Below are 22,385 nucleotides of genomic sequence, written 5' to 3'. Positions count from 1 at the left end.
CCAATAGGCGTGCCGGTCAGGTCAGGGTTTTGGCCACGGCAGCGGTGATCTCGTGTATGATTGCGGTCCGCTCGGGGACATCGGTGATGTCCCCTCCTTTGGTGTAGATCACCAGGACGACGCTGCGGGCGGGTGTGCTCAAGATGGCGGCGTCATGCAGCTCACCATCGAGCAGCCCGTATTTGTGGAAGACGGCCACTCCGGCTGGCACGGCTGCGGGGATGAGATCCTCATCGTTGGTGTTCTGCATGTAGGAAAGCAGTTGCTGGGTGTGTTCCTGGTTCAGGAGCTTTCCGCCGTAAAGGTCGGCGAGAATCTGCGCCATCCCGGCGGGGGTAAGGGTGTTTTCTGCAGAGTCGTACGCCACCCCCATGGCCGCCGCATCCCCCTCCAGCGCGGACAGCCCCACAGCGTTCACCAGCAGTGACCAGGAGTCGTTATCGCTGTCCTGGATCATCTCCCGGATCTGGAAGCCGGCCGTGTACTCCCCCATGGGATCGTCAAGAGAGGCCTGCCCTGCCTCCACCAGCTTGTAGTAAGAGACGGCCGTCAGGACTTTGGCGGTGCTGGCCGCCTCAAAGGGCGCGTCCACGCCGTACGTCCGCAGTGCACCCGAGTCCGGGTCCCGGACGGCCACACCCACCTGATACTGGTTGTTGTCCGCCAGTACGCCTTGGATGGCAGCGTCCAAGCCGGCAGTGTGCCCGTCAGGCACTGGAGCCGCGGAAGAAGGAGCGGGAGCGGGAGCAGGGGCAGCAGCAACGCCCGGCTTGACTGCGGCGCTTCGCTGCGGCGCCAGCTGCAGGAAGACGAGGATCGTGACCCCGAGGGCGGCGACGAGAAATAGCGTCCTCGCCAGACGGAATGAACGGCGCTTGCGCCAGGAAAAGGTCACCACCCGAAACTAGCAAGGACACATAAGTATCAGCTGTGAATGCCCGCCCACCTCACCAGCGCCAGCGCCCCAGTGAACAACCAGTCAGGTGCAGTGAGCGCGGAGCCGGAGACACGACGAAGAAGAGCCGAGTGTCGGCGGGTGCCGGTGCCGCCCTGGGGAGCCGTACATACGGGAAGCGATGCACTGCTCCTCTGACCTGCCAGCCAACCGGGGCGGTGCGGTGGGTGTCTCCCTGTCCACGACAACACAGCGTCCATTGGCTCGAGGCCGGGATGGGCCCGCGTGGTGGACGTCTTATACGGCGATCGTCACTGAAGTGGCCAGGACGGCGCCGGTCCGGTCCAGGGCCTGCACGGCCAGAAATGGTGCTGCGGCGATCGCTGCAGAGGTTTCGAAGCCGCGTTTCGGAATCGTTGCGGCGACACCCAGCGAATTAGGTGAGCCTCCTCTGAGGAACCGCCACGAGGCGATCTCGGTAGCGCCGTTCCAGCTCGCGTAGACCTGCATCGTGGAACCGTTGCCCGGGACGCCCGCGATGTCCGGCTGTGTGTGGGGCTGGGCGGTCCAATCGCTGCGGTAGGCGCGGTACGACCCGTTTCCGACGCGGGTGGCCTCAAAGACGGCTGTCCCGTCCGGGGTGAACTCTGTGAGGGCGGGATCGGTACCCCACCCCACCAGCACGTTGCCGTTTGGCAGGGACTGCAGGCTGCCCATGGCGTTGCAGCGGTGCCCGGCGTTGCTGAATTCGGAATCGACGACGGCGGTCCGCGCTTTCTCGTCCACGGCCAGTACTAAACCGCGGGAGTTCCCGGCAGAACCGGAATAGTAGTGGTTGTCGAACATGCTGATCGAGCCGTCAGGGCGGCGCCGGGCATCGTGTTGCCAGGCAAATTCCGCCCTCGGGCCCAGGCTGAAGTCGCTGCGTTTGCCCCCCAGCCGCCATCTGACGGATCCGGTCGTCCGGTCCACCAAGTACAGGGTGTGGGCGTGCCGGGCGGAGACCAAAAGGGCATCCCCACTCTCCTCCACAGAGTTCAGGTGGTAGGGGTCGTAGGCTTTCTCCGGCGTCGAACCATCACTGCTGGCATCGTCTGCAGGCCGCAGGTAGGAATCGGAGAGCGGGATATGCGCAAGAGCATCCCAGTCCATGAGGACGGCGCCACTGGCCGTCCACTTCCTGGACGTGGCAGTTGTACATGTACCCCGCCGCCGGACCGCCGACCTCGCTGAGATCGTACTGGATGGTCGGGTAAGCCATCAGAAGGGCAGTGCCAGCGGCCGGTGCCAGGCCCGTCGTGGCCCAGCCAGTGACGTGCGGTGCGGTCAGGTGGGTACTGATACCGTGTGACATGAGCGGCCGCCGGACGAAATGTCACCGCGGCAGTAACGAGTATGCCGTTATGGGCGACCCGCGCCAGGCAGCATTGGACATGGTGCAACAAAACAAGGCTGACATCGAAGCCACCTGGTTGAGGTACTTTGCTAATGGCGGCAACGCCGATCAGATTGACTTCGAGGCCTGCGTTTACGGTCTTCTGGACTTGGACGAGTACGACGCTCGTATTTTGTCTTGGGCTGTCGAAGAAATATCGGCTCTGTAGCTCATTTTGCATTTCGGCGTACCCCGCGCAGCGATGTCGTTCCTCCCGGCAAATCGGCTACAGCGTTTCCGTCGTCGAGGGATCATCGGCGCAACCCATCTGCCCGAAGTTGACCGGATGGTGGCCTCCAGATCGTGGGCGGGATCGCAAAGAAGGCAGCAGCGCCGATCCGGAGGCAGGTTCTCCGCGGGATGGTCTGGAGTTTGAACAACCGGCGCAGTACCCGCTTCTTATCCAGAACTGCGCCCGAAGGTCTGTACTCGCAATACACGTCTGGCTCCGCGCCCTGAAACAGTTGGTTCAACAAGGCGGGTCTTTGGACCGTAGCCCGGACTTATCCAACCTGAAGTCCAGGGACGCTCAACAGCGGCCGGTTGGTAGATGCAGTTATGTCAGTGCTGTGTGCCCTGGCACGGTGAGTTGCTGTCGCAGTACCCGGACCGGTTCCGGGGGTACGGTCAGTTTCTCCCTTTAAGCTTGAGCCACCGCGGCCTGTTGGGGGCCGCAGTGGAGGGGATGCGTTCAGATGACGGAAGTGAATGAACCGCCAGCGCAGTCGTTGCTGGAGATCAGCGACCTGCGGGTCGCTTACGGGGCACGCACAGTAGTGGATGGTCTGACTTTGGAAGTGAGGCGGGGAGAGATCTTCGGACTGCTCGGCCCCAATGGTGCGGGGAAGACGAGCACACTGAGCGTTCTGGAGGGGTTGATCGAACCCGTGTCCGGTCGCGTAAGCGTCAATGGGATGGATATTCAACAGCATCCCTTGGAGGTGAAATCCCTCCTCGGTGTGCAATTACAGTCCTCCAGCTTCCAGGACGAACTGAGCATCGGCCAGATAGTGAAGGTCTACGGTGGCCTTTACGGGGTGAAACTCTCGAGGGAGCAGATCAGCGGGAGCATGAACAGCATCGGACTCGGCGAGGAACTGCGTAAACGGTTCAAACAGCTCTCCGGTGGCCAGCAACAACGCCTCGCGCTCTTCATCGCCTCTCTCCACAACCCAATGTTCCTCCTGCTGGATGAACCGACGGCAGGACTGGACCCACAATCCCGGCGGGCACTATGGAGCCGGATCGAGCGGCTGCGCGGTGAAGGCAGCAGCATCCTGCTCACCACCCATTCCATGGAAGAAGCCCAAGCGGTGTGTGACCGGGTGGCGATCATCGACCACGGGAAATTGCTCACCGTCGGGACACCTGCCCAGCTGATCGCTAAACATAAGGAAGATCCTGAGGTGCTGGCCGTAGCACGCGGTACGGTCACCCTTGAGGACGTCTTCATCGGCCTGACGGGAAGTGAAATCCATGACTGAAGCAAGTGTCGGTAGTGAGCGCGGACGGACGGGCCTTGCAATGCGGTCCCTGCTTCGTGCGGATGCCACGGTGCTGCTCCGCAGCAGGGTCTCGACGGTGCTGAGTGTTCTCCTGCCGATCGTGATCATAGTGGCGACGACTTTCGGCAAGGCCCAGCCGCGGCTCGGGAGCCCCGAATCCGTCCTCGGCCTGGCACTGACGCTGGGCCTGGTCACTTCCTGCCTGCTGGGTTACAGCCTGACCCTGGCGCATGACCGTGAAGTCGGCGTGCTGCAACGGCTTCGCGTGACGCCCGCACCAACCTGGATGATCATGGCCAGCAGGCTCATCGTGCAGCTAACTTCCAACCTCGTCGCCTCGGTCATCGTCGTGATTGTCGGAAGCATCCTGCGCGGGCTCTCGCTCAGCATCGGTCAGTATGCTCTTGTTGTCGCCGTCGCCGTCCTGGGCGCAGCAATGTTCCTTTCCATCGGCCAGGCACTTGTTGCCCTGGTGAAATCTACTGCCGCGATCAACGCTGTCGGGCGGGTCCTTTTCATCATCCTCGTACTCCTGGGCATCCTTGGTGGAACCGGGATCCTGGGCGACACCTTGAAGGTCATCGCTGAGTGGTCACCGATCGGCGCCCTCATGACGCTCTTCGCCGACGCGCTGAACAACGCCTCCTGGAGCGATCAGGACGGCTACTCACTTCTGGCCTGCGCCGCATACATCATTGCGTTCTCTTTCGTCGGAATCCGGTGGTTCCGCTGGGAATCCCGATAACCGGAGGCGTGCGGGACCTTCACCCAGTTCGCGCTGACGACGAGGATACCCGCGCCAACGACGGCGATGATTTCTCTGCCGGCGCATTCTACACCGTTGGTGACTTCTAGGCGCCCCCACCCCGCCGTGGTCTTGAAGGTACCGGACCAATGGGTTTCCGCCATCTCGCGCCTGGAACGCGGACATCTCCGTAATGACGACCTGGCGCCGACGACAATGACCCACCCTGCAAGGAACTGGTTGTGAAGACCTACATGCGGAATGTATCAGCCGCGTGCCCCGCTGATTTAGCGGGACACGGGATCAATGGTTGTCGTGTTTGGTGTTCCCTGTGACAATTTGCAGGTGGCGACTCCAATAGAAGTATCGTGGCAGCTGGACGGCATCACAATGGAGGGAACCACTGTCCGGCCGGATGGAGCCGACCCCTGCAGTGATCATGGTCGCGGGGTCCAATCTGATCTAAGCACTCCGCTGACGCTAATCCGAAAACGCCGAAGTGACATTCCAACGCTGACGCAAAGGTAGGGGTGCATGACCAAAGCCCAGGGAGAGGCGCTGCAATACCTTGTTACACCAGTGATCACGTGAGCCTACTTGAAAGGCAGTTCCGCGCCCTTCGGAAACGGAAGGGCCCCTTGTTCAGGCTCCACGGTCACGCAATCTCTTCCCTGCTCAGTCGCGAAGATGATGACACGATCCGAAGTCTGAAGCGGGTCCCCGTTTGGGTAAGACTTGCCCCCGGTGCAAGTCTGAGGCATAGACAAAATGCGGACATTTCCCGTCCCAGGATTTCCCTTGAGCACCTGTTCTACCTGGACCAGGTGGCCAGTCGCTTGGTAGCCGTAGATGACCCTAAGTACGGATACGTCGGCGTCGGCACGGTCACGGGCGAAGCGGTGCCCTTCAGGTACGCCGAGGTACTTCTGGATGGCACCACCCGTCTCGCCGATCTGCCCCTTCAGGGGACCTATGGGTCACCCCAGGACACCACAGAGTCCGCGGAGTATGTCGTCCCCGTCAATTGGAATTCAACCACGACCCGAGAGCGCGCATACCGGCAGAAAGGCATGTTTGCCAACCAAAACAGCGCCTGCCCACTGCGCAATCAGTTCACCATCGACCAACTTGCCGCGTTCTTCGGCATCGAGGCCTGAGCACACCCCCATCAATGGCCGGCTGCCTGACAACGTACCATCCGGTAGAGGATCCGCCTACGGTACGTTCCTCGTGGAGTCATGTTCCCGCCGGAGACTCGTTGTTAGTCTGCTAATTGCACACCCCTTGTGAGCACGTAACCGGTTAGCTATTATGGGATGAATCACATACTTTTCCCTTGGCGCGTAGACACAGGAAGCGCAAAGTGCAGAAAATATCCCACCTTTCGTGCCTTGTATCCGCAATCTAGCACCAAGAATGTGACGTAACCGGTTACGCAGCGCTGTGGGAACGTCGTCCTCTGCGGCTGTCGCCAATCAAAAGAACAAAGGAGATCTGCGATGGGTGAGTACATGACTTCCAGGCGTTCGATACTGAAGTTGGGGTCGGGGGTGTTGTTGAGTGCGGCAGCGGTGCCGCTCCTGTCGGCATGCGGAGGAGGTGCAGGCAGTGCAAAGGAGCAGCTGAAGCTCAAGATGTCGTCCTCAATGTCGGGCCAGCCCGGCAACGCTCACAGCACGTGGTTCACCAAGTTCCAGACGCTGCTAAAGGACAAGGTCGGCGACGCCGTAACGGTCGATTATTTCCCCGACAGCCAACTGGGCGATGAGGCGAAAATGGTTCAGCAACTGAAACTTGGGGCTGCAGACATGATGATCTCGGGCTCGTCCATCTGGTCTCAAGTTGCACCAGAGTTCGGAGTGTTGGACATGGGCTATATTTTCAACAGCTGGGACGGTGTTGGAAAGGCATTGGACTCCGGGGCGGGAGATCAGCTGTCCGGGATACTCAAGGCCAAAGGCGGGGCGCAGATCGTTGGCTGGGCATACAATTTTGGCGCCAGGAACATGATGACCAAAAACGCCGTGGCCGGGCCCGGCGATCTGCACGGGATGAAGATCCGCACCCTGCAGGCCCCGCAGGTGATCGCCACGGTCAATCTCATGGGTGCTGTTGCAACCCCCTTGCCCACGACGGAGGTCTACACTTCCTTGCAGACCGGCCTGATTGACGGGCTTGGGCACGATGCCCCGACGATTCTGCAGAATAAATGGTACGAGACGGCTAAGCACCTCGCGCTGACGGAGCATATTTTCAACCCACTCACCGTGGTCGTTGCCGCCACGACAATGGACAAGATCCCAACCGAGCATCGCGATGGCTTCATGAGTGCGGCCAAGGAGGCCACAGCCTTCCAACGGACCCAGGCAGTAGACGCTGAAAAGAAGGCCATGACTGACCTCCAAGCCCAAGGCGTGGCCGTGACCAAGGTGGACAAGGCAGAATTCAAGAACCTGGTTAAGCCTCTGTGGGAAAAGTTCACCAGCGACAATCCGGAGGCCAAGCCGATTCTGGATGAGATCCTGAAGCAGTCATAACATGGGACCCTCCGAAGAGCACATGCACGCAAGTTTGGCTGCTTCGCCGGATCCATCCGTGGACCGTCCTGGAGGCGTACTGGGTCCGGTCTTGCCGATGGCCAGGGGCCGTTTCGCCAGAGGGTTGGAAGTGGCGATCGCAATAGCCGCTTCGCTTGCCCTGGTAGCAAGCCTGGTCGTGGTCTTTATCTCTGTCATCTCGCGTTATTTCTTCAACAACCCCCTCGCCTGGGCTGGCGAGGTCAGCGGAACGATGCTGGTGACTATCGGGTTTTTCGGCGGCGCATTGGCCTTGGCACGGGGTGAGCACCTGGGCGTAGCCGCGCTTCGAGATCGGCTGCACGGCTGGGTCGGGGAGGTCAATGAGGGGCTGATCGCCTGGATTGTGGTGATCGTCGCTGTGGCGCTGTGCTGGTCAAGCAGGGCCATTATCGGCGCAGTGGCGGGTCAGACGATGTCCAGCGGGCTCCCGGAATATCTCAACTTCTATCCCGTTCTGATCAGTGGCGTCGTAATGGCAGTATTCGCCGTCGTGGATCTGGTTCGCCTCAGGGTGCGGGCACTGCTGAGCTCAGCTGGCGTACTTGTTGCGCTTGCTGGAATCTGGATGCTTTGGGTGTACCTTCTTCCGGGCTTCGCGCCGTTGCCGATTGTGGTGTTGTTGGTGGGGTTTGCCGCGGCGCTGATCATTGGCGTGCCGATCGCGTTCGCGCTTTGCCTGGGTGCCCTGTTGTTCTTCTGGACCGGCGGTGGTGTACCAATCGCCCTTTTTGCCCAGCAAATGGAGTCCGGGATTTCCAACGGGGTGCTGCTCGCGATTCCGTTTTTTGTCTTGGCAGGCTTGGTTATGGAAATCAATGGCATGTCCAAGAGGCTTATTGATCTGCTGTTGCTTGGTGCGGGGCGCTCCCGTGGCGGCCTCCGGATTGTGATGATCGGTGCGATGGCACTCTTCTCCGGGATCTCGGGGTCGAAAAGCGCGGACGTTGCGGCGGTCGGGACGACCCTATTGCCGGCCATCCGGAAGGCAGGTCAGGATGATAAGGACGCCGTGGCGCTGCTGGCCGCCACGGCCGTGATGGGGGAAACGATTCCGCCTTGCATCAACATGATTATCCTGGGCTACGTAGCCAACCTCTCCATCGGTGGCCTGTTCGTGGCCGGTGTTGTGCCGGCCGCTGTCATTGGCATTGCCCTGCTGGTTGTAGCTGTCGCCACGGCACCGAGTATTGGCGACGCTGCCAAGCTGGGCGCAGGCGCTTTTGTGCCGCGACGAAGCGGATCGCAGATTTTGAAGCTGGTCGCCGGGGCATCAACAGCCCTGGTTATGATCGTGATCATCTTCGGCGGCATCCTCGGAGGAATTGCCACCCCAACAGAAGTCGCTGCTTTCGCGGTCGTCTATGCTTTCGTAGTCGGCGGCCTCATTTTTCGGGAAATGAAATTGGGCATGACCGCATCATTCCTCGTACGCTCCGCTTCCCTGTCCGGAATGATCTTGTTTATCGTCGCAGCAGCCCAGGCTGTCACCTACGTACTTACGGCCCAGCAGGTCCCTCAGGCCATGGCGCAGTTCCTCGTCGGACTCGCCCATGCGCAAGGAACGTGGTTGTTCCTGTTGGTCTGCACGGCGATGCTAGTCGTGATGGGCTCTGTCCTGGAGGGTGCTCCGGCATTGATTATCTTCGGTCCCTTGTTGCTGCCAATTGCTGTTCAGCTCGGCGTGAATGAGCTTCAGTTCGGGATTCTGCTTATTCTGGCCATGGGTCTCGGGCTGTTCTCGCCACCATTAGGAGTAGGCCTTTACACGGCGTGCGCCATTGGGGGTGTGCCGATGGAAAAGGTTGCCCGGCCCATGATCAAGTATCTCGTGGCGATCGTCGCAGTACTCATCGGGATCATTTTCATACCCTGGCTGACTCTGGCACTGCCCCATGCTTTAGGGCTGGGATGATGACCATTATGAACGGTAAAAACCCTGTGCCCACGATCCGGGCAGTGGCCGTCGAAGCTGGCGTCTCCGTCGCGACCGTCTCCGCTGTCATCAACCAGACCCGTTTTGTCAGCGCGGAGACTGCCCGTCGGGTAAACGAGGCCATCAAACGCAGCGGCTACCGGCCCAATCGGCTCGCCCGTGGCCTCAGTACCCGGCAGACAAAGACCATCGGCATCGTCATGCCGACCATCCTGAGCCCCATTGCTCCGCTGCTTCTCAAGTCGGCTGCTGACGTTTTGCACGAGCACGGCTTCGCTGTCCTCTTCTCGAATACGGAGATGCAGGCGACATGGGAGGAGCAGGCGATCGAGCTGATGTTCGATTCACAGGTGGACGGCCTTCTGGTGGTGCCTGCCAGTGAAACGCTGGACACCCTCAAGCTGTTCGCCGATGCAGGGAAGCCAGTGGTTCTGCTTCTTCACGGGCTCAGCGGGGTCAGCGGATGCGACGTCATACGGTCAGGAAACTTCAAAGGATCGCTGGATGCTGTGAACCATCTGATTGGCCAGGGAGCCCAGCGCATCGCGGTTCTCGCACTTCCTCTGGTCAGCGAGTCGGAGAAGGACCGCATGGATGGATTCCGTACCGGGATCCTGGCAGCGGGAAGGACCCTTGACCCCGAACTAATCCGAGTGGGCGCGCCCAGTGAAAGCGGCGACAGTGAGCAGCACGGCTACCAGGAAACCCTAAAGCTCATGACCCTGCAACACCCCCCGGACGCGATCTTCGCGATGAATCAGTACATGGCTATTGGCGCCCTGTCGGCTCTTAAGGAACTGGGTCAGCGAATACCGTCGGACGTGGCCCTGATCGGGTACGACGATCTCATTTGGACAAGAAACCTTGAGCCGCCACTGTCCGTGGTCGCCCAACAAGTAGAGCTTATCGGGCGTATGGGTGCCATGCGTCTCATCGGCAGGCTCGAGAACAACGACAGGTATGACACCCCGGAGTCTGTCACCGTTGACACCCACCTCATCGTCAGGGCATCCAGCGACCGCGCTGGCACGGCCACCGGTTGAGCCCCCCCTTCCTGTTCCACTTTCCCCAATAGCGCTCGTTCGGCGGGAACACGCCCCCGATGGGCTTACCGACTGATATGGAGATTACCTGAATGGCACTTTTACTCACCAACAAGAACGTCCTGGTCACTGGCGGAGGAATCGGCATTGGAAGAGAAATTTCCCTCGAGCTTGCCCGCTCCGGCGCCAACGTGGCGATCACCTACTTCACCCACCACCCCGACGAGGAGTTGGCCCGGGAAGTCAAGGAGGCCTCGGGCAGGGAACTCACGGCAGTCCAACTCGACGTCACCTCTGAGGCTGACGTTCGGAAAGCCCTGAGCGATATCGGAACCCGGTTTGGCAGCATCGACGTACTTGTCAACAATGCCGGCGGTCTCATTGAACGGGCATCAATCGATGAAATGGATTTCGCGCTGTGGAACAAGGTCATGGCCGTCAACCTTGACAGCACGTTTCTCGTTACCCACTACGCTCTGCCTTTCATGACTACCGGCTGGGGCAGGATCATCAACATCGCTTCTTTGGCCGGCCACAATGGCGGCCACCCCGGCGCGGTTGCGTATGGCACTTCGAAGGCTGCGATCTTTGGCTTCACCAGAGGCCTCTCCAAGGAGGTTGCCGCCCGGGGAATCACAGTGAACGCCGTGGCCCCCGGCTTCATCGAAGCCACACCGTTTCACGACACCTTCACGACAGCTGAATCCAAGTCATCAACCATCGCCTCCATCCCACTACAGCGGGCCGGTAACCCGTCCGATGTTGCCGGCGCCGTAGCCTGGCTTGCTTCACCCCAGGCCTCATTTGTGACCGGGACCACCGTCAACGTCAACGGAGGCCAATATTTTGCGTAGTGCAGAGGCGACACAAACCGGAGCGGAGAGGGAAAGGGCGTGATTACCGCTAGACTCACACACCCGAACATGCTCGCAGCCCTTGCCGCCGCCGGGCATGGTTCCTCTGTGCTCCTGACCGACGGTCACTACCCGGCCAAAACAGCAGTGGGTCGCCATGCCCAGACGGTCCATCTGAACCTCACATCGGGCACGCCGACAGTTCCCGAGGTCCTAACCATTGTGCTTGACACAATTCCTGTAGAGCAGGCTACGCTGATCAGTCCAAGTGCCGACGCCCTGCCCTCAGTGGTCCAGCACGAAATCCTGCAATTGCTTCCCGACCCGATTCCTATCGCATACGTGGGGAGGCATGATTTCTATGCACTTGCGCGAACTACTGATCTGGCCCTGTGCGTGGTCACCGGCGATAACCGCAGGTTTGCCAACGTGCTGCTCACCATTGGTGTCCTTAACCCTAGATAAAGCGCCTGCCGTCACCGCCCGGGGCAACCGCGGGCTCCATCTTCACGGCAGCGAAGTGGACGTGCTCCACACGCTGACCCCGGCCCGCCTCGGCGCCATGGATGAGCGACGCGACTCTGCGGCTGCCGCGATCACTCCGGCAGCGTTTGCGGTACGGGCACTTCAATCAATGGTCTCGACAACAGGCCGCTGAGCAAGCAGCTTGCGTGGATGCGACAGGACCAACGCGAGTCGTAGGGCCGCGGGACTGTGTCGACGGAACAACTGACCCTAGTAATAGTGCGGGACAAAGGGGACCCTTCGTGCCGTTGGCTCTTGTCGAAAGCCGGTAGTTAGCGGGGAGTACTGCAGTGGCGGTGTTCTACCTTGCTGGGGAGGTTCCTTCTAGCCTTCATCGAGGAGCTCCGCCAAGGGTTGGCTCCTGGTCTCAGGAAAAATTCAGGAGCCAACCCGACCTCTGCATGTGCCATCCCAAAGAGGGTCGATGTGAGTTCAGTAGTGTGCTGCAGCGTCGCAGTGTTGTTGCTCGACAAACAGCGCACTATCCGGGCGTAGGCCGACTCCCGCGCTGCTACAGGAGTCGGCTTACAGGGCCAAGCGCCGCATCTGCTTCACGGGCCGCTACATCTTCGCTTCTGCGCCTCAAGATTGCCCCAAGATCTCTCCACCATGCCCGCAATCTTGGATTTCAGTCCGCAGAGCGGAGGCCTCAGCCTATGAAGAAGGCCCGCAGGTTGGGGGGAACCGCGGGCCTTCGACGAAATGATATAAAGCAATCACAAGAATAACGAATGGACAATTAGGACCGCAGCTTCGCGGCCGGTTCCATTTGTCGGGGCATACTATTTTCGCAATCAACGAGAGCTGGTGCGCCACCAGCGGCAGAACCGCAAACAATAAGCCGAGGGGGCCATGAGTCAGGAACAGGGCGCTCAAGCTCATCCTGCGCCGTCGGAACGGACGATACACAAGGCACCGAACGCTGAGTCGGTGGCAATGTACCGGAATGGCATTCCGACATCGAAGATCGCTTCTAGTGCGGGCGTGGAGGGCAGTACCGTCCGCTACCATCTGGGCATCGCAGCCCCGGCCGAACCTGACATCAAAGCCGAGCACAAGGCGGCCAAGGGCCCTGTCGCCGGGCGACAGCAGGTGGGCTGCAGAACACGGCCGACACCATCAGCTTCCATGAAAGGGAAGGCCGGCTCCCATCCAGCAGTGGTTACACGCCCCGTGAACGAGCCTTGGCCTCGTGGCTCCTTACGCGATCGAGGGCGGCGGCCCGCGGCACCCTCTCCCCGGCATACCGTGAGGGCCTGGCCGTCATTCCCGGCTGGGACAGGCAGCTGACGCGGGCGGAGGAGAACACGGCCCGTTGGGACCGCCGTCTGGCCGAGCTGGTTAAATACCGGCAGGACGGTAACGACTGGCCCCTGCTCCAGAAAGCGTCCAGCGAAGAGTACGGATGCTGGGGGCGTGGTTGCACGGGCAACGAATCAGCTTCCGCAAGGGAACCCTCAGCAAGGAACACGAACGCAAGCTGGATGCCCAGTTCGACGGTTGGCGGCAAGGCAGATCACACAGACGTGCCGGTGACAAAACCAGTCACGCCGCGGTTAAGGCCATGCACGGAGCCCCGGCGCAGCACAGGCACGCCATCGACTGATGCGTGCCCGGTTTTTCGGGTTACCTGTGGGAGCACTGTTTTTTCTTGGACGCCGGACGTACTGTAAGCGGAATCCCTCGACTTTGGGATTCGGGTTCAACGGGAATGATGAGGATGGGCTGAAGGAGATGACGCTCAAAGAGGAGTGGGACCGGCTTGATTCAGAGACACGCCAGTGGCTTCTCGATAATCCAGGATGCGTCCTTGTGCCGAACACGATCACAGCCCGGATCCAAGACACTTCCGCTAGGCAGATCGAAGTAGATGAGCACGGTCAGATGATCCTCTCCTCTCTCGTGAAGATCTCGATTTCATCCGCGAGAAGGGTACTGGCGTGGGCGCAGCCCACATCAGTGACGACCTGCGGTTCTTCGATGCAACCAAGCCCAGGGAAAGCGAATAGAGACCTTTAGGCCTCGCAGCATGCCTTTGCTGACCAGGCCCGCACTACTTATTTCAATGCTCGAAGCCAGGGTTGAGGACCTGAACGACCAGGTGCGGGCTGCGCAGTCCATCAACCGGACCATGATGAAACAGAAGGACTAGCGGGCTCCAGAGGTTCGCGACCTGTTCGGCGGTCATGCCGGCTTCCCGGATGTGCCGCCGGCCGCTGCCAGTTCACCGGCTTCCTTGCCGACCGCGGTGATGCCCATGATCCGGCCGATGCTGCCGTCGGCAAGGATTTTGATAAAGCCGCGGGTGTCGCGGTTCACGAGGGGACCGGTAGAAGGCCTGCCGGCCACGGACTACCTGACCTCCACCACCGCAATGGAACTGGAGGAAGTGCCCGACCCCCTACTTGTCTTCGGCGGTGGTTACGTCGCCCTGGAACAGGCACAGCTCTTTGCCCGCCTCGGATCCCAGGAATCATGCTGATCCCTTCCCGCCTCGCCTCTGCAGATGACTTCAGAAGCCCCCGGGCCCTGAAGTCATCGCAGACGAGGTCGTCCGGCGGGTCAGTGCGCGGACGTAACTTCCGTCCGCACGGACCCCGACACAGCAGAAGTGATCGCCAGAGCCACAATCGCCGGAGGCCAGGAGGAGTTCCGTGCCTCGACACTGCTGGTCGCCACCGGACGCCGCGCTGTCACCGCCGGCATGAACCTGGAAACTGTCGGCGTCAAAACCGGAGACCGCGGAGAGATCCTGGTCCAGAACACGCTCGTTAGCTCCAACCCCAGGATATGGGCCGCCGGAGACGTGACCGGGGCACCGCGAATTGGTCTACGTGGCCGCCGCGCACGGCTCCATCATGGTCAAAGACGCGTTCAACGACCCCGGGAGCGACGTGGACTGCGGCACCGGCCGCTGTCAGGTTCACCAGCTGGGCCCTGGCCGCGGTGCGCATGACCGACAAGGAAGCTAGGGACGTCGGCATCCAATGCGAATGCCGGGTCCCGCCGCTCGAATACGTTCGCGGGCGGCGCCCAGGGGCTCGATTCGGTGGTGACGAGGTAGTGGGCGGCGCGGACCTCGCTCCGGGCACCGTCGGGGCCTGTGAATTCAGGACGGCTGACACAGTCAAGCGCATGCATTAACTCAAGATCATTATTGAGTGCATCTTATTACTGTTGGTCGAGCACATGCTTTGCGGTTTACTCAGGTTTTTGGATCTCGTCCGGCTTGCACGGTAGGACGACTGATTTCAAGGGCGTTGTCCGTGGCGCCGAGCCGGTCAACGTGCCTGGTGACTGACGTGCGATGGCGGCTCCCATTCGCACTGGAAGTCAGGCATCCATCCCTCGGAACACAGCTTCAGCGGCGGCCCCGAATGCCAGGTGCGGAATTATGTCCGCCGCCCAGTCGGCGACTGACCATTGCCGCGGGTCTGTGACCCGCAGCACGATCATTGGGGCGTTGCCGGCCAGCAGCGCCATCGCGGACGCTGCTACGGTGCCGGCTGTCCGTCCCGGCCTCCACCCGGCTGTACGCAGTCCTGCCGCCGCAATTCCGGCGGCTAGCCCGGCGCCCACCCCCACCAGCGGGCCGAGACCGGCGACCCGGTTTTCTTGTTCCTTTTCGCTGCCCTGGAGGCGAATTCCGAATACCTCCGCCACCTTACGGACGGATTTTTCCGGAGTGCTGCTGCCAGGGCGCCCGCGCAGCACCATGTCCAGATAGGTCAAACTGTTCAGCGCAGTAGTCCCAGCGGCGCCGGCCGCAGCACCAACAAACAGCGTTCGCCGCAGAGGTCCACTTCCTAACATCACCATCGCTTCCTCCCTCTCCGCTCTCTCCCAAGTTTCCTCTTCGGCAGGCCTTAACCCGGCCACGGGCCGGGGCATCCGATCAGTCGCGTCCCCGGTCGACAGCGGTCTGCGCTGCGGCCGGTGGGGTCTCCCCAGGGGAAACGCCTCCTCCGGGTTCCAGGCCGGTTATTGGCTCATCTGCAGGATTGGGGTTTACGCCGTCATAGCTGTCCGTGGGGCCTTCCTTTGATGTCACATCGTCATTGTCGGGATTGTCCAAACTGGAAGGGTCCTTATCCGGATGGTCGTTGCTCATTGTCCTGCCTCCGAAGCGGTCACCGTGACTATAATCAAAGCCCTTTCAGTGTCTCCTATTCGGACCGCTCGCTCCAGCAAATCTTTGTCGCACGTACACAGTGAACCGTCACAGCGGGCTCCCGGTATTGCCCAAGCCGCGATGTTCGTGGCCTTTCCTATCGTGGCGGCCATCCTCGGATCGGTCATCGACATTTTCCGGCCCCCCGGGGGGCGAAAACCACAAGTGCTGTGCAGCACTTCGCGGCCGGGTGGTGATGGCCGCTCTGGCTGGTGAGGTGCTCCCGGACCTGCGCAAAGAAGGAAGCCTGCTGTTGGCTGTCGTCGGGTTCGTTGCTGGCACGGCCGTCATGCTGACACTGGCCGCGGTCGGTCGGAGGCTTGACCGGAAGCAGGGATCGTCTGAGGCGGGGCTGCCCGTGGGCTTGCTCGCGGCGGTGGGAATCGATCTGCTCCTGGACGCCCTGCTGGTTGGCCTCGGCGCGGCGCTTGGCGCGAAGCAGGGTCTCATCCTGACTGTCGCCCTGACCATCGACATACTCTTCATTGGTCTGACCGTAACGATTGAGCTGACTCGGCACCGCCTGTCCCGGATGAAGGCTGTCCTCACGACCAGTGGTCTCGGCTTACTCACAGGTGTTGGAGCGCTGGGCGGGGCCGCTGTCCTGGGCGGCGCCAGTCACCAAATCCTCGCCCTGGTCCTTGCCTTCGGCGCTGCGGCACTTCTCTACCTCGTCGTTGAGGAGTTGCTGACCGAGGCCCACGAGCACGCCGAAACCGCATTCCTGGGCTCGATGTTCTTCATCGGCTTCCTCACCATCTACATAATGTCTGCTCTATAAGCCCCGTTGGAGCACAGAAAGTCAGGTGTCTTGTCCAATTTCTTCCGGCGGCGATTCAGGTCAGGATCCCCGCAGGACCTGCCACCCAGCGCCATATGGTCCACATGTTCGCCGGACGCATCGGAATGGTCACCGTCGCATCGGCTCTCGCGCTCTCTTCCCGGGCCCGGCTGTACCAACTCCCCGAGGAAGGCCGCGTCATCGGATAGCTCCTCCAGCGCCTTGTGCGGACCCTTCCCCGACCGGCGCTCAGTTTAGGCTTGGAAAAGAATAGGGAGGTGGCTGTGGCTACTGCACTGTTGTTGTCTTTCGCTGTCCTGCTGCTTATCGGGGTGCTGATCTCCGAGCGGGCCCACCGAACGGTGCTGTCCACCGCCGTTCTCTTCCTCGTCGGGGGTTTCGTCCTGGGCCCCGGAGCTATGGGGGTCATACCCGTCACCTCCGGTGACCCGATCGTGAGCGGGTTGGCGGAACTGGCGTTGTTCTCGGTGCTCTTCACGGACGGGATGCGCGTCGGCTTCCGCGACTTGGCCACTGCATGGCGGCTGCCCGGCAGGGCATTGCTTCTCGGCCTGCCGCTTACGCTCGCCCTGACCGCTGTCTTCGCCCACTACATCGTCGGTATGCCCTGGCTGGAGTCCTTCCTCCTCGGGGCCATCCTCGCCCCCACGGACCCGGTCTTCGCCTCCGCGATCGTCGGCAGGGAAGAAGTCCCCGGCCGGCTCAGGCACCTGCTCAATGTCGAATCCGGCGTCAACGATGGCCTGGCGCTGCCGATCGTGCTGATCCTGCTCGCCGCCGCCGGCGGCAGCAACACCCGTGGCGAGGATCTCCTCGTCGAAATCGTCCTCGGCGTCGCGGTTGGAATCGTCGTCCCGATCATCGTGCTTGGACTCGAACGCCTGCCCTTCCTGCAGGCCATCCAGTCCCTGCAGCCCTTGCTCGCGGTATCCATCGGGCTGCTGGTCCTGGCGATCTGCCAGGCGACCCATGCGAACCTCTTTCTGGGCGCTTTCGCCGCCGGCATCACCGTGGCCACCTTTGGCACCGCACTCCGCCACGAGTTTGAGCAGTTCGGAGAACTCGTCACCGAACTGCTCAAACTGGCCGCCATCATGGTTTTCGGGGCCTTGATTACGCCAACCTTCCTGTTCAGCGAGATCTCCTTCGCCGGCTGGGTTTTCGCCCTGCTCGCCCTGATCGTGGCCAGGCCCCTGGCTCTGCTGGTGGCCTTCATCGGCGCCAAACTCAGTCTCGGGGAACAAGTCACTGCGATGTGGTTCGGCCCCAAGGGTTTTGCCTCGGTCGTCTATGGCCTGATCATCCTCGAATCAGGCATCGCACGTGCCGACCAGATCTACCATCTCGTCGCCCTGGTCATCGTCCTTTCCATCTTGTCCCACTCCTCCACCGACGTCCTCATCGCCCGCCGGTTCGCCCGCAATCAAAAGGCAACGCCAGTTGCCGCCAAGGATTGATGAAAGCGGGCCTCATGCTCCGGAACGAACAGTTCCGTCCGGAGCACGGATTCTCTCCCCTGACACTCTTCGCCAGGACGCACTCGATGGGTCCACCCTCGCCGCCGCAGCACCCAAATTTCGCGACTGCGGACAATTTACGCCCTGCCGTGGCAGCCCCCACCAGCGTCAGCGCAACATCGTGTCTATCGAGATGGATGTCCGCTAGAAATTCGGGGCATCATTGCGCGTGAAAGCTGTTATTCGCGTCCGTCCTGCCTTTTGATGGGCATGTGGTTCTCCCGTAGTCTTCGTCCCCGCCGAATGTCCTCTTTCTCCTGCTCATGGAGCTTCTCGCTCTTCTCGGTGTCCCTAGGTGGCAACTGAATGCTCTCCTCGGCTTTGATGCCTGCCTGAAGTTCCCGGCCGCGCTCAATCTCAGCGTCGAACTCTGCTCCAAAAAGCAGCGAGAGGTTAAGGATCCAGAGCTACAGCAGCATAATGATCACACCGCCGATCGCTCCGTAGGTCTTGTTGTAACTACCGAAGTTGGCGACATAAAAGCCGAACGCAAGAGATGCCAGCACGAAGACCATCAGTGCTATGAAGGAGCCGGGGCTCAACCAGCGGAACCTGGGCTGTCGGACGTTGGGGGTGGCGTAGTACAGGACGGCGATCACCACAATGACCAAGATAGTAATGACTGGCCACTTAGCGATGTTCCACACCATCACGAACAGCGCGCCAAGTCCCAGTACCTCGCCTATCCCTTTGGCCAAAGGGCCGGTGATCACCAGCATGGCCGCAAGCAGGGCCACGATCACGATGGCAAGGACCGTCACGCCCAGCATCGTCGCGCGGAACTCGACGAAGCCGCGGCCTTCATCTATTTCGTAAATGCGGTTCATGGCACGGCCAAAGGCGCTGACGTATCCTGAGGCCGTCCAAAGAGCGGTTAGGACACCGATAATGAGGGTAAAGCCTGCCGCCGGTGATGTGGTCAGCTCCTCGAGGGGCTGACGGATCATGTCCCCCGTCGAACCGGGGGCTATGTTCCTCACGACGGCCAGGAGGGCGCCCGTCGTTTTCTCAGCCTGACCAAAGATTCCCAGTAGGGACACCAGGGCGAGCAGCGCCGGGAAGAGAGACAAAACGGAGTAGTAGGTCAAAGCGGCCGCAAGGTCGGGACATTGGTCTTCACTGAACTCCCGAAAGGTTCTCCTGAGGATATATTTCCAAAACAGCCGGGTCAGGTCCGTAGGGCTGTCGGGTTTGCGGTCATCATCCGGAGCCGGCGCGGCCGCCTTTGCTGTGCTCGATTCTGGATGCTCACGAGTTGCCATGCCAATCCTTCCTCGATAAGCAGGTTAATATCAACCCGCAGGGAAACTTCATCAAGAGATCGAACCGTTCGTGCGGCTGCCATCGGGACAGCACGTAATTCGAGCCCCACAACAACGCATCCCGGAAACGCCTTTAGCTGCCGGCACCTGTGCCGGAGGGCCCGTCCCAGCCTGTCTGGGCCGTGGTGCACTTCTCACGAAAGACGTATTGGGAGGGCTCCTTGCGTTCGCGGCTGGACCAGTCGATGACGGGCCGGCGCTGCTCCGGCGGGAGGTAACCCAGCCGATACACGGCCATCAGTTGGAGGTCCTGGGGAACCTGCAGCAATTCCTCGATGCGCTTCCAGTTCTCGGGAACTTCCATCGGGAAGGAAACGAACTGGATGCCCATGCCGAGTTGCACCGTAGCCAGCCACAGATTTTCCACCGCTGCACCCATGCTGAAGACGGAATAGAATGCCGAGAGTTGGCCCACTTGGTATTCGGCCCGCTCCAGCATCACACCCAACAGCAGTGGCGATCCGGCGACCAGTTTGCGGTTCTCCTGGCCTAATGTTTGGGGAACGCGCAGCAGATTCATCAGGGCTTGCCCGGACGAGGTCAGAGCTGTTTTGGCGAACGGGCGCAGCAGGGCTGGTAACTGGTCGAAGAGCATCCCGCTGCGGTGTTCGTCCATTTCTTCGCGACTGAACCGAAAGTACTTTTTGTAGCGTCGGAAGAAGCTCCCCTCGGCCATCACTTTGGTCATGCTGGTGCCGCTGATCCGGGCTATGTGGTCAATTGTGTTCCTGTCCTCGATCAGGACGAATCGCCACGGCTGGCTGTTGAACTGTGATGGCGCTGCCGCGCCGGCTCTAACAAGCAGCTGCTGGTGTTCTTCGCTGACCTTGTCCGGCAGAAACGGCCCGTTTGTAGTTTTTCGGTTGAATACCACATCCAGGAATTCCATAGCTTTACCTCCACGCGTTGAGATACTGATCAAATACAAGAGGGGACGCAGCCAGTGCGATGAGTGCGTGCCGGAGGGTGCTACAGGATCCGGCCACCGGCAGAGCAGCAAGCGGCACGGCCGCCGGAAGCAGAAACCATCCAGCCCGAGAGGAGGACCAGTGGACTGACCGCCACGGCCGCGAGGACACAGGTGGCGATGAACGGAATTGTGATGCACTCGGCGGGCACGGGCAGAACGGCGCCTCGCCGGACAGTCACTACTCCCCACCCGCAGCTCCCCACGTAACTGGCTTCGGCGAGCCCAAAACAGGCTTGAACGCCCGTCACCAGCTTCCCCTCTCGGTTCCAGCGCACCTGAGGCCCTCGGTCCTGTCCCGGGGGTGCCCCGGAAGGGGATAATGCCATGCCAAGGACGCGGCGTCCTGTCCTTCGAAACCACCCGGACTCCGAAATCGGTCCCTGGCCTGAAAATTCCCAGTCAACACCTTCGGTGATGGCAGGGTAGGCAAGGTACGCATCCACCAGCGCCTGGACATCGTCGGGCAGGTATCGGACATGGACCCCGTGCTCCTGATCGGCGGCTGATTCTTCCAGCACCGGCAGGACGGCCTGCCTGAATGTTGGGTCTTTGTCGGTGAGGAACTGGATGTAGGAGTCGGGCAGACGTGACAGGACGCCCTGTCGTTTTTCTGTAACCGAGGAACCGGCCCCTTCCTCAAAATTGTCGGGTCCAAGAGGAGCAGGTGCCAGCCACTCAAACGTCTCGCCGAGTACGCCTCCGTAGAGTTGCTGCCAGGTAAGGTTGCGGCCCGTTGCCGCAGGGAGCAGCTGCTCAGGGTGCGGTGGCCAGGTTCCCGAGGGTGACGTGCAGGGTCTGTGGTGTTGAGTCGCGCTGCACCACGATGTCGACCTGCTGTCCGGGATCCTGCTTCCTGAGGGCCACGAGCAGGTCCGTAACGTTTCCAACCTGGGTTTCGGCGAATTTGGTGATGATGTCACCAGCTTTCATGCCGGCGCTCTCCGCGGGACCGCCTGGGGAAACGTTGACGATCAACGCTCCGGCCGTAGCAGGCAGAGAGAACCGTTGGGCCAGTTGCGGTGTGATATCCGTGGGCACGACACCAAGCGCAGCGTGTTTGACCGCTCCACGGGCCAGGAGTTGGTCGGCAACGACGGTAACCGTGGAAGATGGGGTGACAAACCCGATTGCAACCGCGCCGGAGCTGGGTGGCAGGTACGCCTCGGATAGTCCGATGACCTGTCCGGAGGAGTCTGCTACTGCCCCGCCGGAGTTACCGGGAGAAATGGGGGCATCGGTTTGCAGTAGGTCGATGGCTCCGTGTGGAGATTCCTTGGAAGGCGGCATGTTCCGGTGCAGACTGGACACGATTCCTGCGGTGACTGTTTCCTCCAACCCCAAAGGACTTCCGATCACAACGGTCATTGAGCCCACTTCCGGATCGGAAGAAGCGAATTTGGCTGCCGGAAGGCCATTGCGGTCGACCTTGATGACGCCAACGTCCGTGACATCGTCCACGCCCAGGACGGTGCCTTGGGACTGCGAGCCGTCGGCGAACTGCACCTGAACGTTCTTGAAGGGCTGTTTCTGCTCGTTCTCGACGACGTGGGCGTCGGTGACGATGGATCCGTCGCTGTGGTAGATGACTCCGCTGCCGAGGCCGATATCTGTGCGGATCGTCACGACTGACGGTTCAACTTCCTTGACCACGCCCGGAACCGCAGGCAGTCCCCCACTTGCCGGCGGGGCAGCCGCTGGAACGGAAACCGTCGATGATGCTGCGGAGGAGCTGGATGTTGGCGTGGAATTCCCGGTGCACCCAGCCAAGGCGAGTGCCGCTGCCGTCACTGCAGCTGCCGGGCAAATCCTGAAGCATTTCATGGGGTTACTCCTTCTTGAGAGCCCCCAAGGAAGCGGGCCCCTTGCGCCTCTGAAACTGTTCCGGCAGCACCGTTTTGGCTGGTGAGAAGCATTCGCACCCCGCCCGCCTGGATTTTCCGGGTTGCCAGGAAGAACTAGGTAGTTTTATTCAACCGCACTAATTGCGTAAACGCAACGGTCACTGCCTGGCAGCTCGCTGAAGGCATGACCTCAGGATGAAGACTTCCGCCCCCTCGGGAGGCGGTGGAAGTTGTGCTTTTCTGAGATT

Annotated in this window: 18 protein-coding genes and 3 pseudogenes; 13 read left to right on the top strand and 8 right to left on the bottom strand. The window is 61.0% G+C overall.

What is annotated here, in order from left to right:
• Positions 1 to 16: 16 nt before the first annotated feature.
• Both QRM95_RS10605 and QRM95_RS10600 read right to left on the bottom strand, forming a co-directional pair.
• Positions 17 to 691 (bottom strand): serine hydrolase, encoded by a 675-nt coding sequence (locus QRM95_RS10605; RefSeq protein WP_285247707.1) that lies wholly within the window; start codon positions 689 to 691, stop codon positions 17 to 19.
• Positions 692 to 1,192: 501 nt separating this feature from the next.
• Entirely contained in the window at positions 1,193 to 2,131 is a 939-nt protein-coding gene (locus tag QRM95_RS10600; protein ID WP_285247760.1) for an arylsulfotransferase family protein, read from the bottom strand.
• Between the two features lie 167 nt (positions 2,132 to 2,298).
• On the opposite strand from QRM95_RS10600, the gene QRM95_RS10595 reads away from it, so the two are divergent.
• The 10 genes from QRM95_RS10595 to QRM95_RS10550 all read left to right on the top strand — a co-directional run bounded on the left by QRM95_RS10595 (position 2,299) and on the right by QRM95_RS10550 (position 13,666).
• On the top strand, positions 2,299 to 2,499 hold the full coding sequence (locus tag QRM95_RS10595; RefSeq protein WP_285247706.1) for a hypothetical protein: 201 nt from the start codon (positions 2,299 to 2,301) through the stop codon (positions 2,497 to 2,499).
• A 526-nt stretch (positions 2,500 to 3,025) separates the two neighbouring features.
• Positions 3,026 to 3,814, top strand: coding sequence for an ABC transporter ATP-binding protein (locus tag QRM95_RS10590; RefSeq protein WP_285247705.1), 789 nt, complete (start codon positions 3,026 to 3,028; stop codon positions 3,812 to 3,814).
• Positions 3,807 to 4,580, top strand: coding sequence for an ABC transporter permease (locus tag QRM95_RS10585; RefSeq protein ID WP_285247704.1), 774 nt, complete (start codon positions 3,807 to 3,809; stop codon positions 4,578 to 4,580). Before QRM95_RS10590 ends, QRM95_RS10585 begins: the two co-directional genes overlap by 8 nt.
• A gap of 836 nt (positions 4,581 to 5,416) precedes the next feature.
• Positions 5,417 to 5,737, top strand: a complete 321-nt coding sequence (locus QRM95_RS10580) for a DUF8606 domain-containing protein (RefSeq protein WP_285247703.1) — start codon at positions 5,417 to 5,419, stop codon at positions 5,735 to 5,737.
• A 342-nt stretch (positions 5,738 to 6,079) separates the two neighbouring features.
• Positions 6,080 to 7,117 carry a TRAP transporter substrate-binding protein gene (locus QRM95_RS10575; RefSeq protein WP_285247702.1) on the top strand — a complete coding sequence of 346 codons (1,038 nt, stop codon included), beginning with the start codon at positions 6,080 to 6,082 and terminating at the stop codon, positions 7,115 to 7,117.
• 130 nt (positions 7,118 to 7,247) lie between these two features.
• On the top strand, positions 7,248 to 9,071 hold the full coding sequence (locus QRM95_RS10570; protein WP_285247701.1) for a TRAP transporter large permease subunit: 1,824 nt from the start codon (positions 7,248 to 7,250) through the stop codon (positions 9,069 to 9,071).
• Positions 9,071 to 10,135 carry a LacI family DNA-binding transcriptional regulator gene (locus QRM95_RS10565; RefSeq protein WP_285247700.1) on the top strand — a complete coding sequence of 355 codons (1,065 nt, stop codon included), beginning with the start codon at positions 9,071 to 9,073 and terminating at the stop codon, positions 10,133 to 10,135. Before QRM95_RS10570 ends, QRM95_RS10565 begins: the two co-directional genes overlap by 1 nt.
• Before the next feature lie 92 nt (positions 10,136 to 10,227).
• Positions 10,228 to 10,989, top strand: coding sequence for an SDR family NAD(P)-dependent oxidoreductase (locus tag QRM95_RS10560; RefSeq protein WP_285247699.1), 762 nt, complete (start codon positions 10,228 to 10,230; stop codon positions 10,987 to 10,989).
• Between the two features lie 39 nt (positions 10,990 to 11,028).
• Entirely contained in the window at positions 11,029 to 11,454 is a 426-nt protein-coding gene (locus QRM95_RS10555) for an RbsD/FucU domain-containing protein (RefSeq protein WP_285247698.1), read from the top strand.
• Between the two features lie 2,089 nt (positions 11,455 to 13,543).
• On the top strand, positions 13,544 to 13,666 hold the full coding sequence (locus QRM95_RS10550; RefSeq protein WP_285247766.1) for a hypothetical protein: 123 nt from the start codon (positions 13,544 to 13,546) through the stop codon (positions 13,664 to 13,666).
• Here the strand turns inward: QRM95_RS10550 and QRM95_RS10545 are convergent.
• A pseudogene (locus QRM95_RS10545) lies at positions 13,655 to 13,836 on the bottom strand (oxidoreductase dimerization domain-containing protein); the annotation flags it as partial. The gene QRM95_RS10550 and the pseudogene QRM95_RS10545 overlap by 12 nt on opposite strands.
• Between QRM95_RS10545 and QRM95_RS21105 the strand changes: the two are divergent.
• Positions 13,766 to 14,470: pseudogene (locus QRM95_RS21105) on the top strand (FAD-dependent oxidoreductase). The pseudogenes QRM95_RS10545 and QRM95_RS21105 sit on opposite strands and share 71 nt — an antisense overlap.
• Positions 14,471 to 14,847: 377 nt before the next feature.
• Here QRM95_RS21105 and QRM95_RS10530 read toward each other — a convergent pair.
• Together QRM95_RS10530 and QRM95_RS10525 are read right to left on the bottom strand one after the other, a co-directional pair.
• Entirely contained in the window at positions 14,848 to 15,246 is a 399-nt protein-coding gene (locus QRM95_RS10530; RefSeq protein WP_285247696.1) for a hypothetical protein, read from the bottom strand.
• A 163-nt stretch (positions 15,247 to 15,409) separates the two neighbouring features.
• Positions 15,410 to 15,625 (bottom strand): DUF6480 family protein, encoded by a 216-nt coding sequence (locus QRM95_RS10525; RefSeq protein ID WP_285247695.1) that lies wholly within the window; start codon positions 15,623 to 15,625, stop codon positions 15,410 to 15,412.
• A 313-nt stretch (positions 15,626 to 15,938) separates the two neighbouring features.
• Here QRM95_RS10525 and QRM95_RS10520 point away from each other — a divergent pair, with 313 nt between their 5' ends.
• Together QRM95_RS10520 and QRM95_RS10515 are read left to right on the top strand one after the other, a co-directional pair.
• Entirely contained in the window at positions 15,939 to 16,466 is a 528-nt protein-coding gene (locus tag QRM95_RS10520; protein ID WP_285247694.1) for a ZIP family metal transporter, read from the top strand.
• A 284-nt stretch (positions 16,467 to 16,750) separates the two neighbouring features.
• Complete coding sequence (locus tag QRM95_RS10515; RefSeq protein WP_285247693.1) at positions 16,751 to 17,944, top strand: cation:proton antiporter; 1,194 nt, start codon at positions 16,751 to 16,753, stop codon at positions 17,942 to 17,944.
• A gap of 239 nt (positions 17,945 to 18,183) precedes the next feature.
• Here the strand turns inward: QRM95_RS10515 and QRM95_RS10510 are convergent.
• From QRM95_RS10510 to QRM95_RS10500, 3 genes and pseudogenes are all read right to left on the bottom strand, one after another.
• Positions 18,184 to 19,266, bottom strand: a pseudogene (locus QRM95_RS10510) (YihY/virulence factor BrkB family protein).
• Positions 19,267 to 19,399: 133 nt separating this feature from the next.
• Positions 19,400 to 20,215, bottom strand: coding sequence for a nitroreductase family protein (locus QRM95_RS10505; RefSeq protein ID WP_285247692.1), 816 nt, complete (start codon positions 20,213 to 20,215; stop codon positions 19,400 to 19,402).
• Between the two features lie 834 nt (positions 20,216 to 21,049).
• Positions 21,050 to 21,919, bottom strand: coding sequence for a S1C family serine protease (locus QRM95_RS10500; protein ID WP_285247691.1), 870 nt, complete (start codon positions 21,917 to 21,919; stop codon positions 21,050 to 21,052).
• Positions 21,920 to 22,385: the final 466 nt, after the last annotated feature.

Origin of the sequence: Pseudarthrobacter sp. efr-133-R2A-89 (genome assembly GCF_030209315.1) — a bacterium.
In the GTDB taxonomy this organism is placed as follows: domain Bacteria; phylum Actinomycetota; class Actinomycetes; order Actinomycetales; family Micrococcaceae; genus Arthrobacter.
The sequence above is the reverse complement of the archived record's forward strand: the minus strand, read 5'-3'. Positions and strand labels throughout refer to the sequence as shown.

Excerpts from the sequence above, each read along its gene's own strand:
- QRM95_RS10560 (WP_285247699.1), top strand. The coding sequence starts at position 10,228 with ATGGCACTTTTACTCACCAACAAGAACGTCCTGGTCACTGGCGGAGGA.
- QRM95_RS10595 (WP_285247706.1), top strand. The coding sequence starts at position 2,299 with ATGGGCGACCCGCGCCAGGCAGCATTGGACATGGTGCAACAAAACAAG.
- QRM95_RS10525 (WP_285247695.1), bottom strand. The coding sequence starts at position 15,625 with ATGAGCAACGACCATCCGGATAAGGACCCTTCCAGTTTGGACAATCCC.
- QRM95_RS10550 (WP_285247766.1), top strand. The coding sequence starts at position 13,544 with ATGCCTTTGCTGACCAGGCCCGCACTACTTATTTCAATGCTCGAAGCC.
- QRM95_RS10585 (WP_285247704.1), top strand. The coding sequence starts at position 3,807 with ATGACTGAAGCAAGTGTCGGTAGTGAGCGCGGACGGACGGGCCTTGCA.
- QRM95_RS10565 (WP_285247700.1), top strand. The coding sequence starts at position 9,071 with ATGACCATTATGAACGGTAAAAACCCTGTGCCCACGATCCGGGCAGTG.
- QRM95_RS10575 (WP_285247702.1), top strand. The coding sequence starts at position 6,080 with ATGGGTGAGTACATGACTTCCAGGCGTTCGATACTGAAGTTGGGGTCG.
- QRM95_RS10505 (WP_285247692.1), bottom strand. The coding sequence starts at position 20,215 with ATGGAATTCCTGGATGTGGTATTCAACCGAAAAACTACAAACGGGCCG.
- QRM95_RS10590 (WP_285247705.1), top strand. The coding sequence starts at position 3,026 with ATGACGGAAGTGAATGAACCGCCAGCGCAGTCGTTGCTGGAGATCAGC.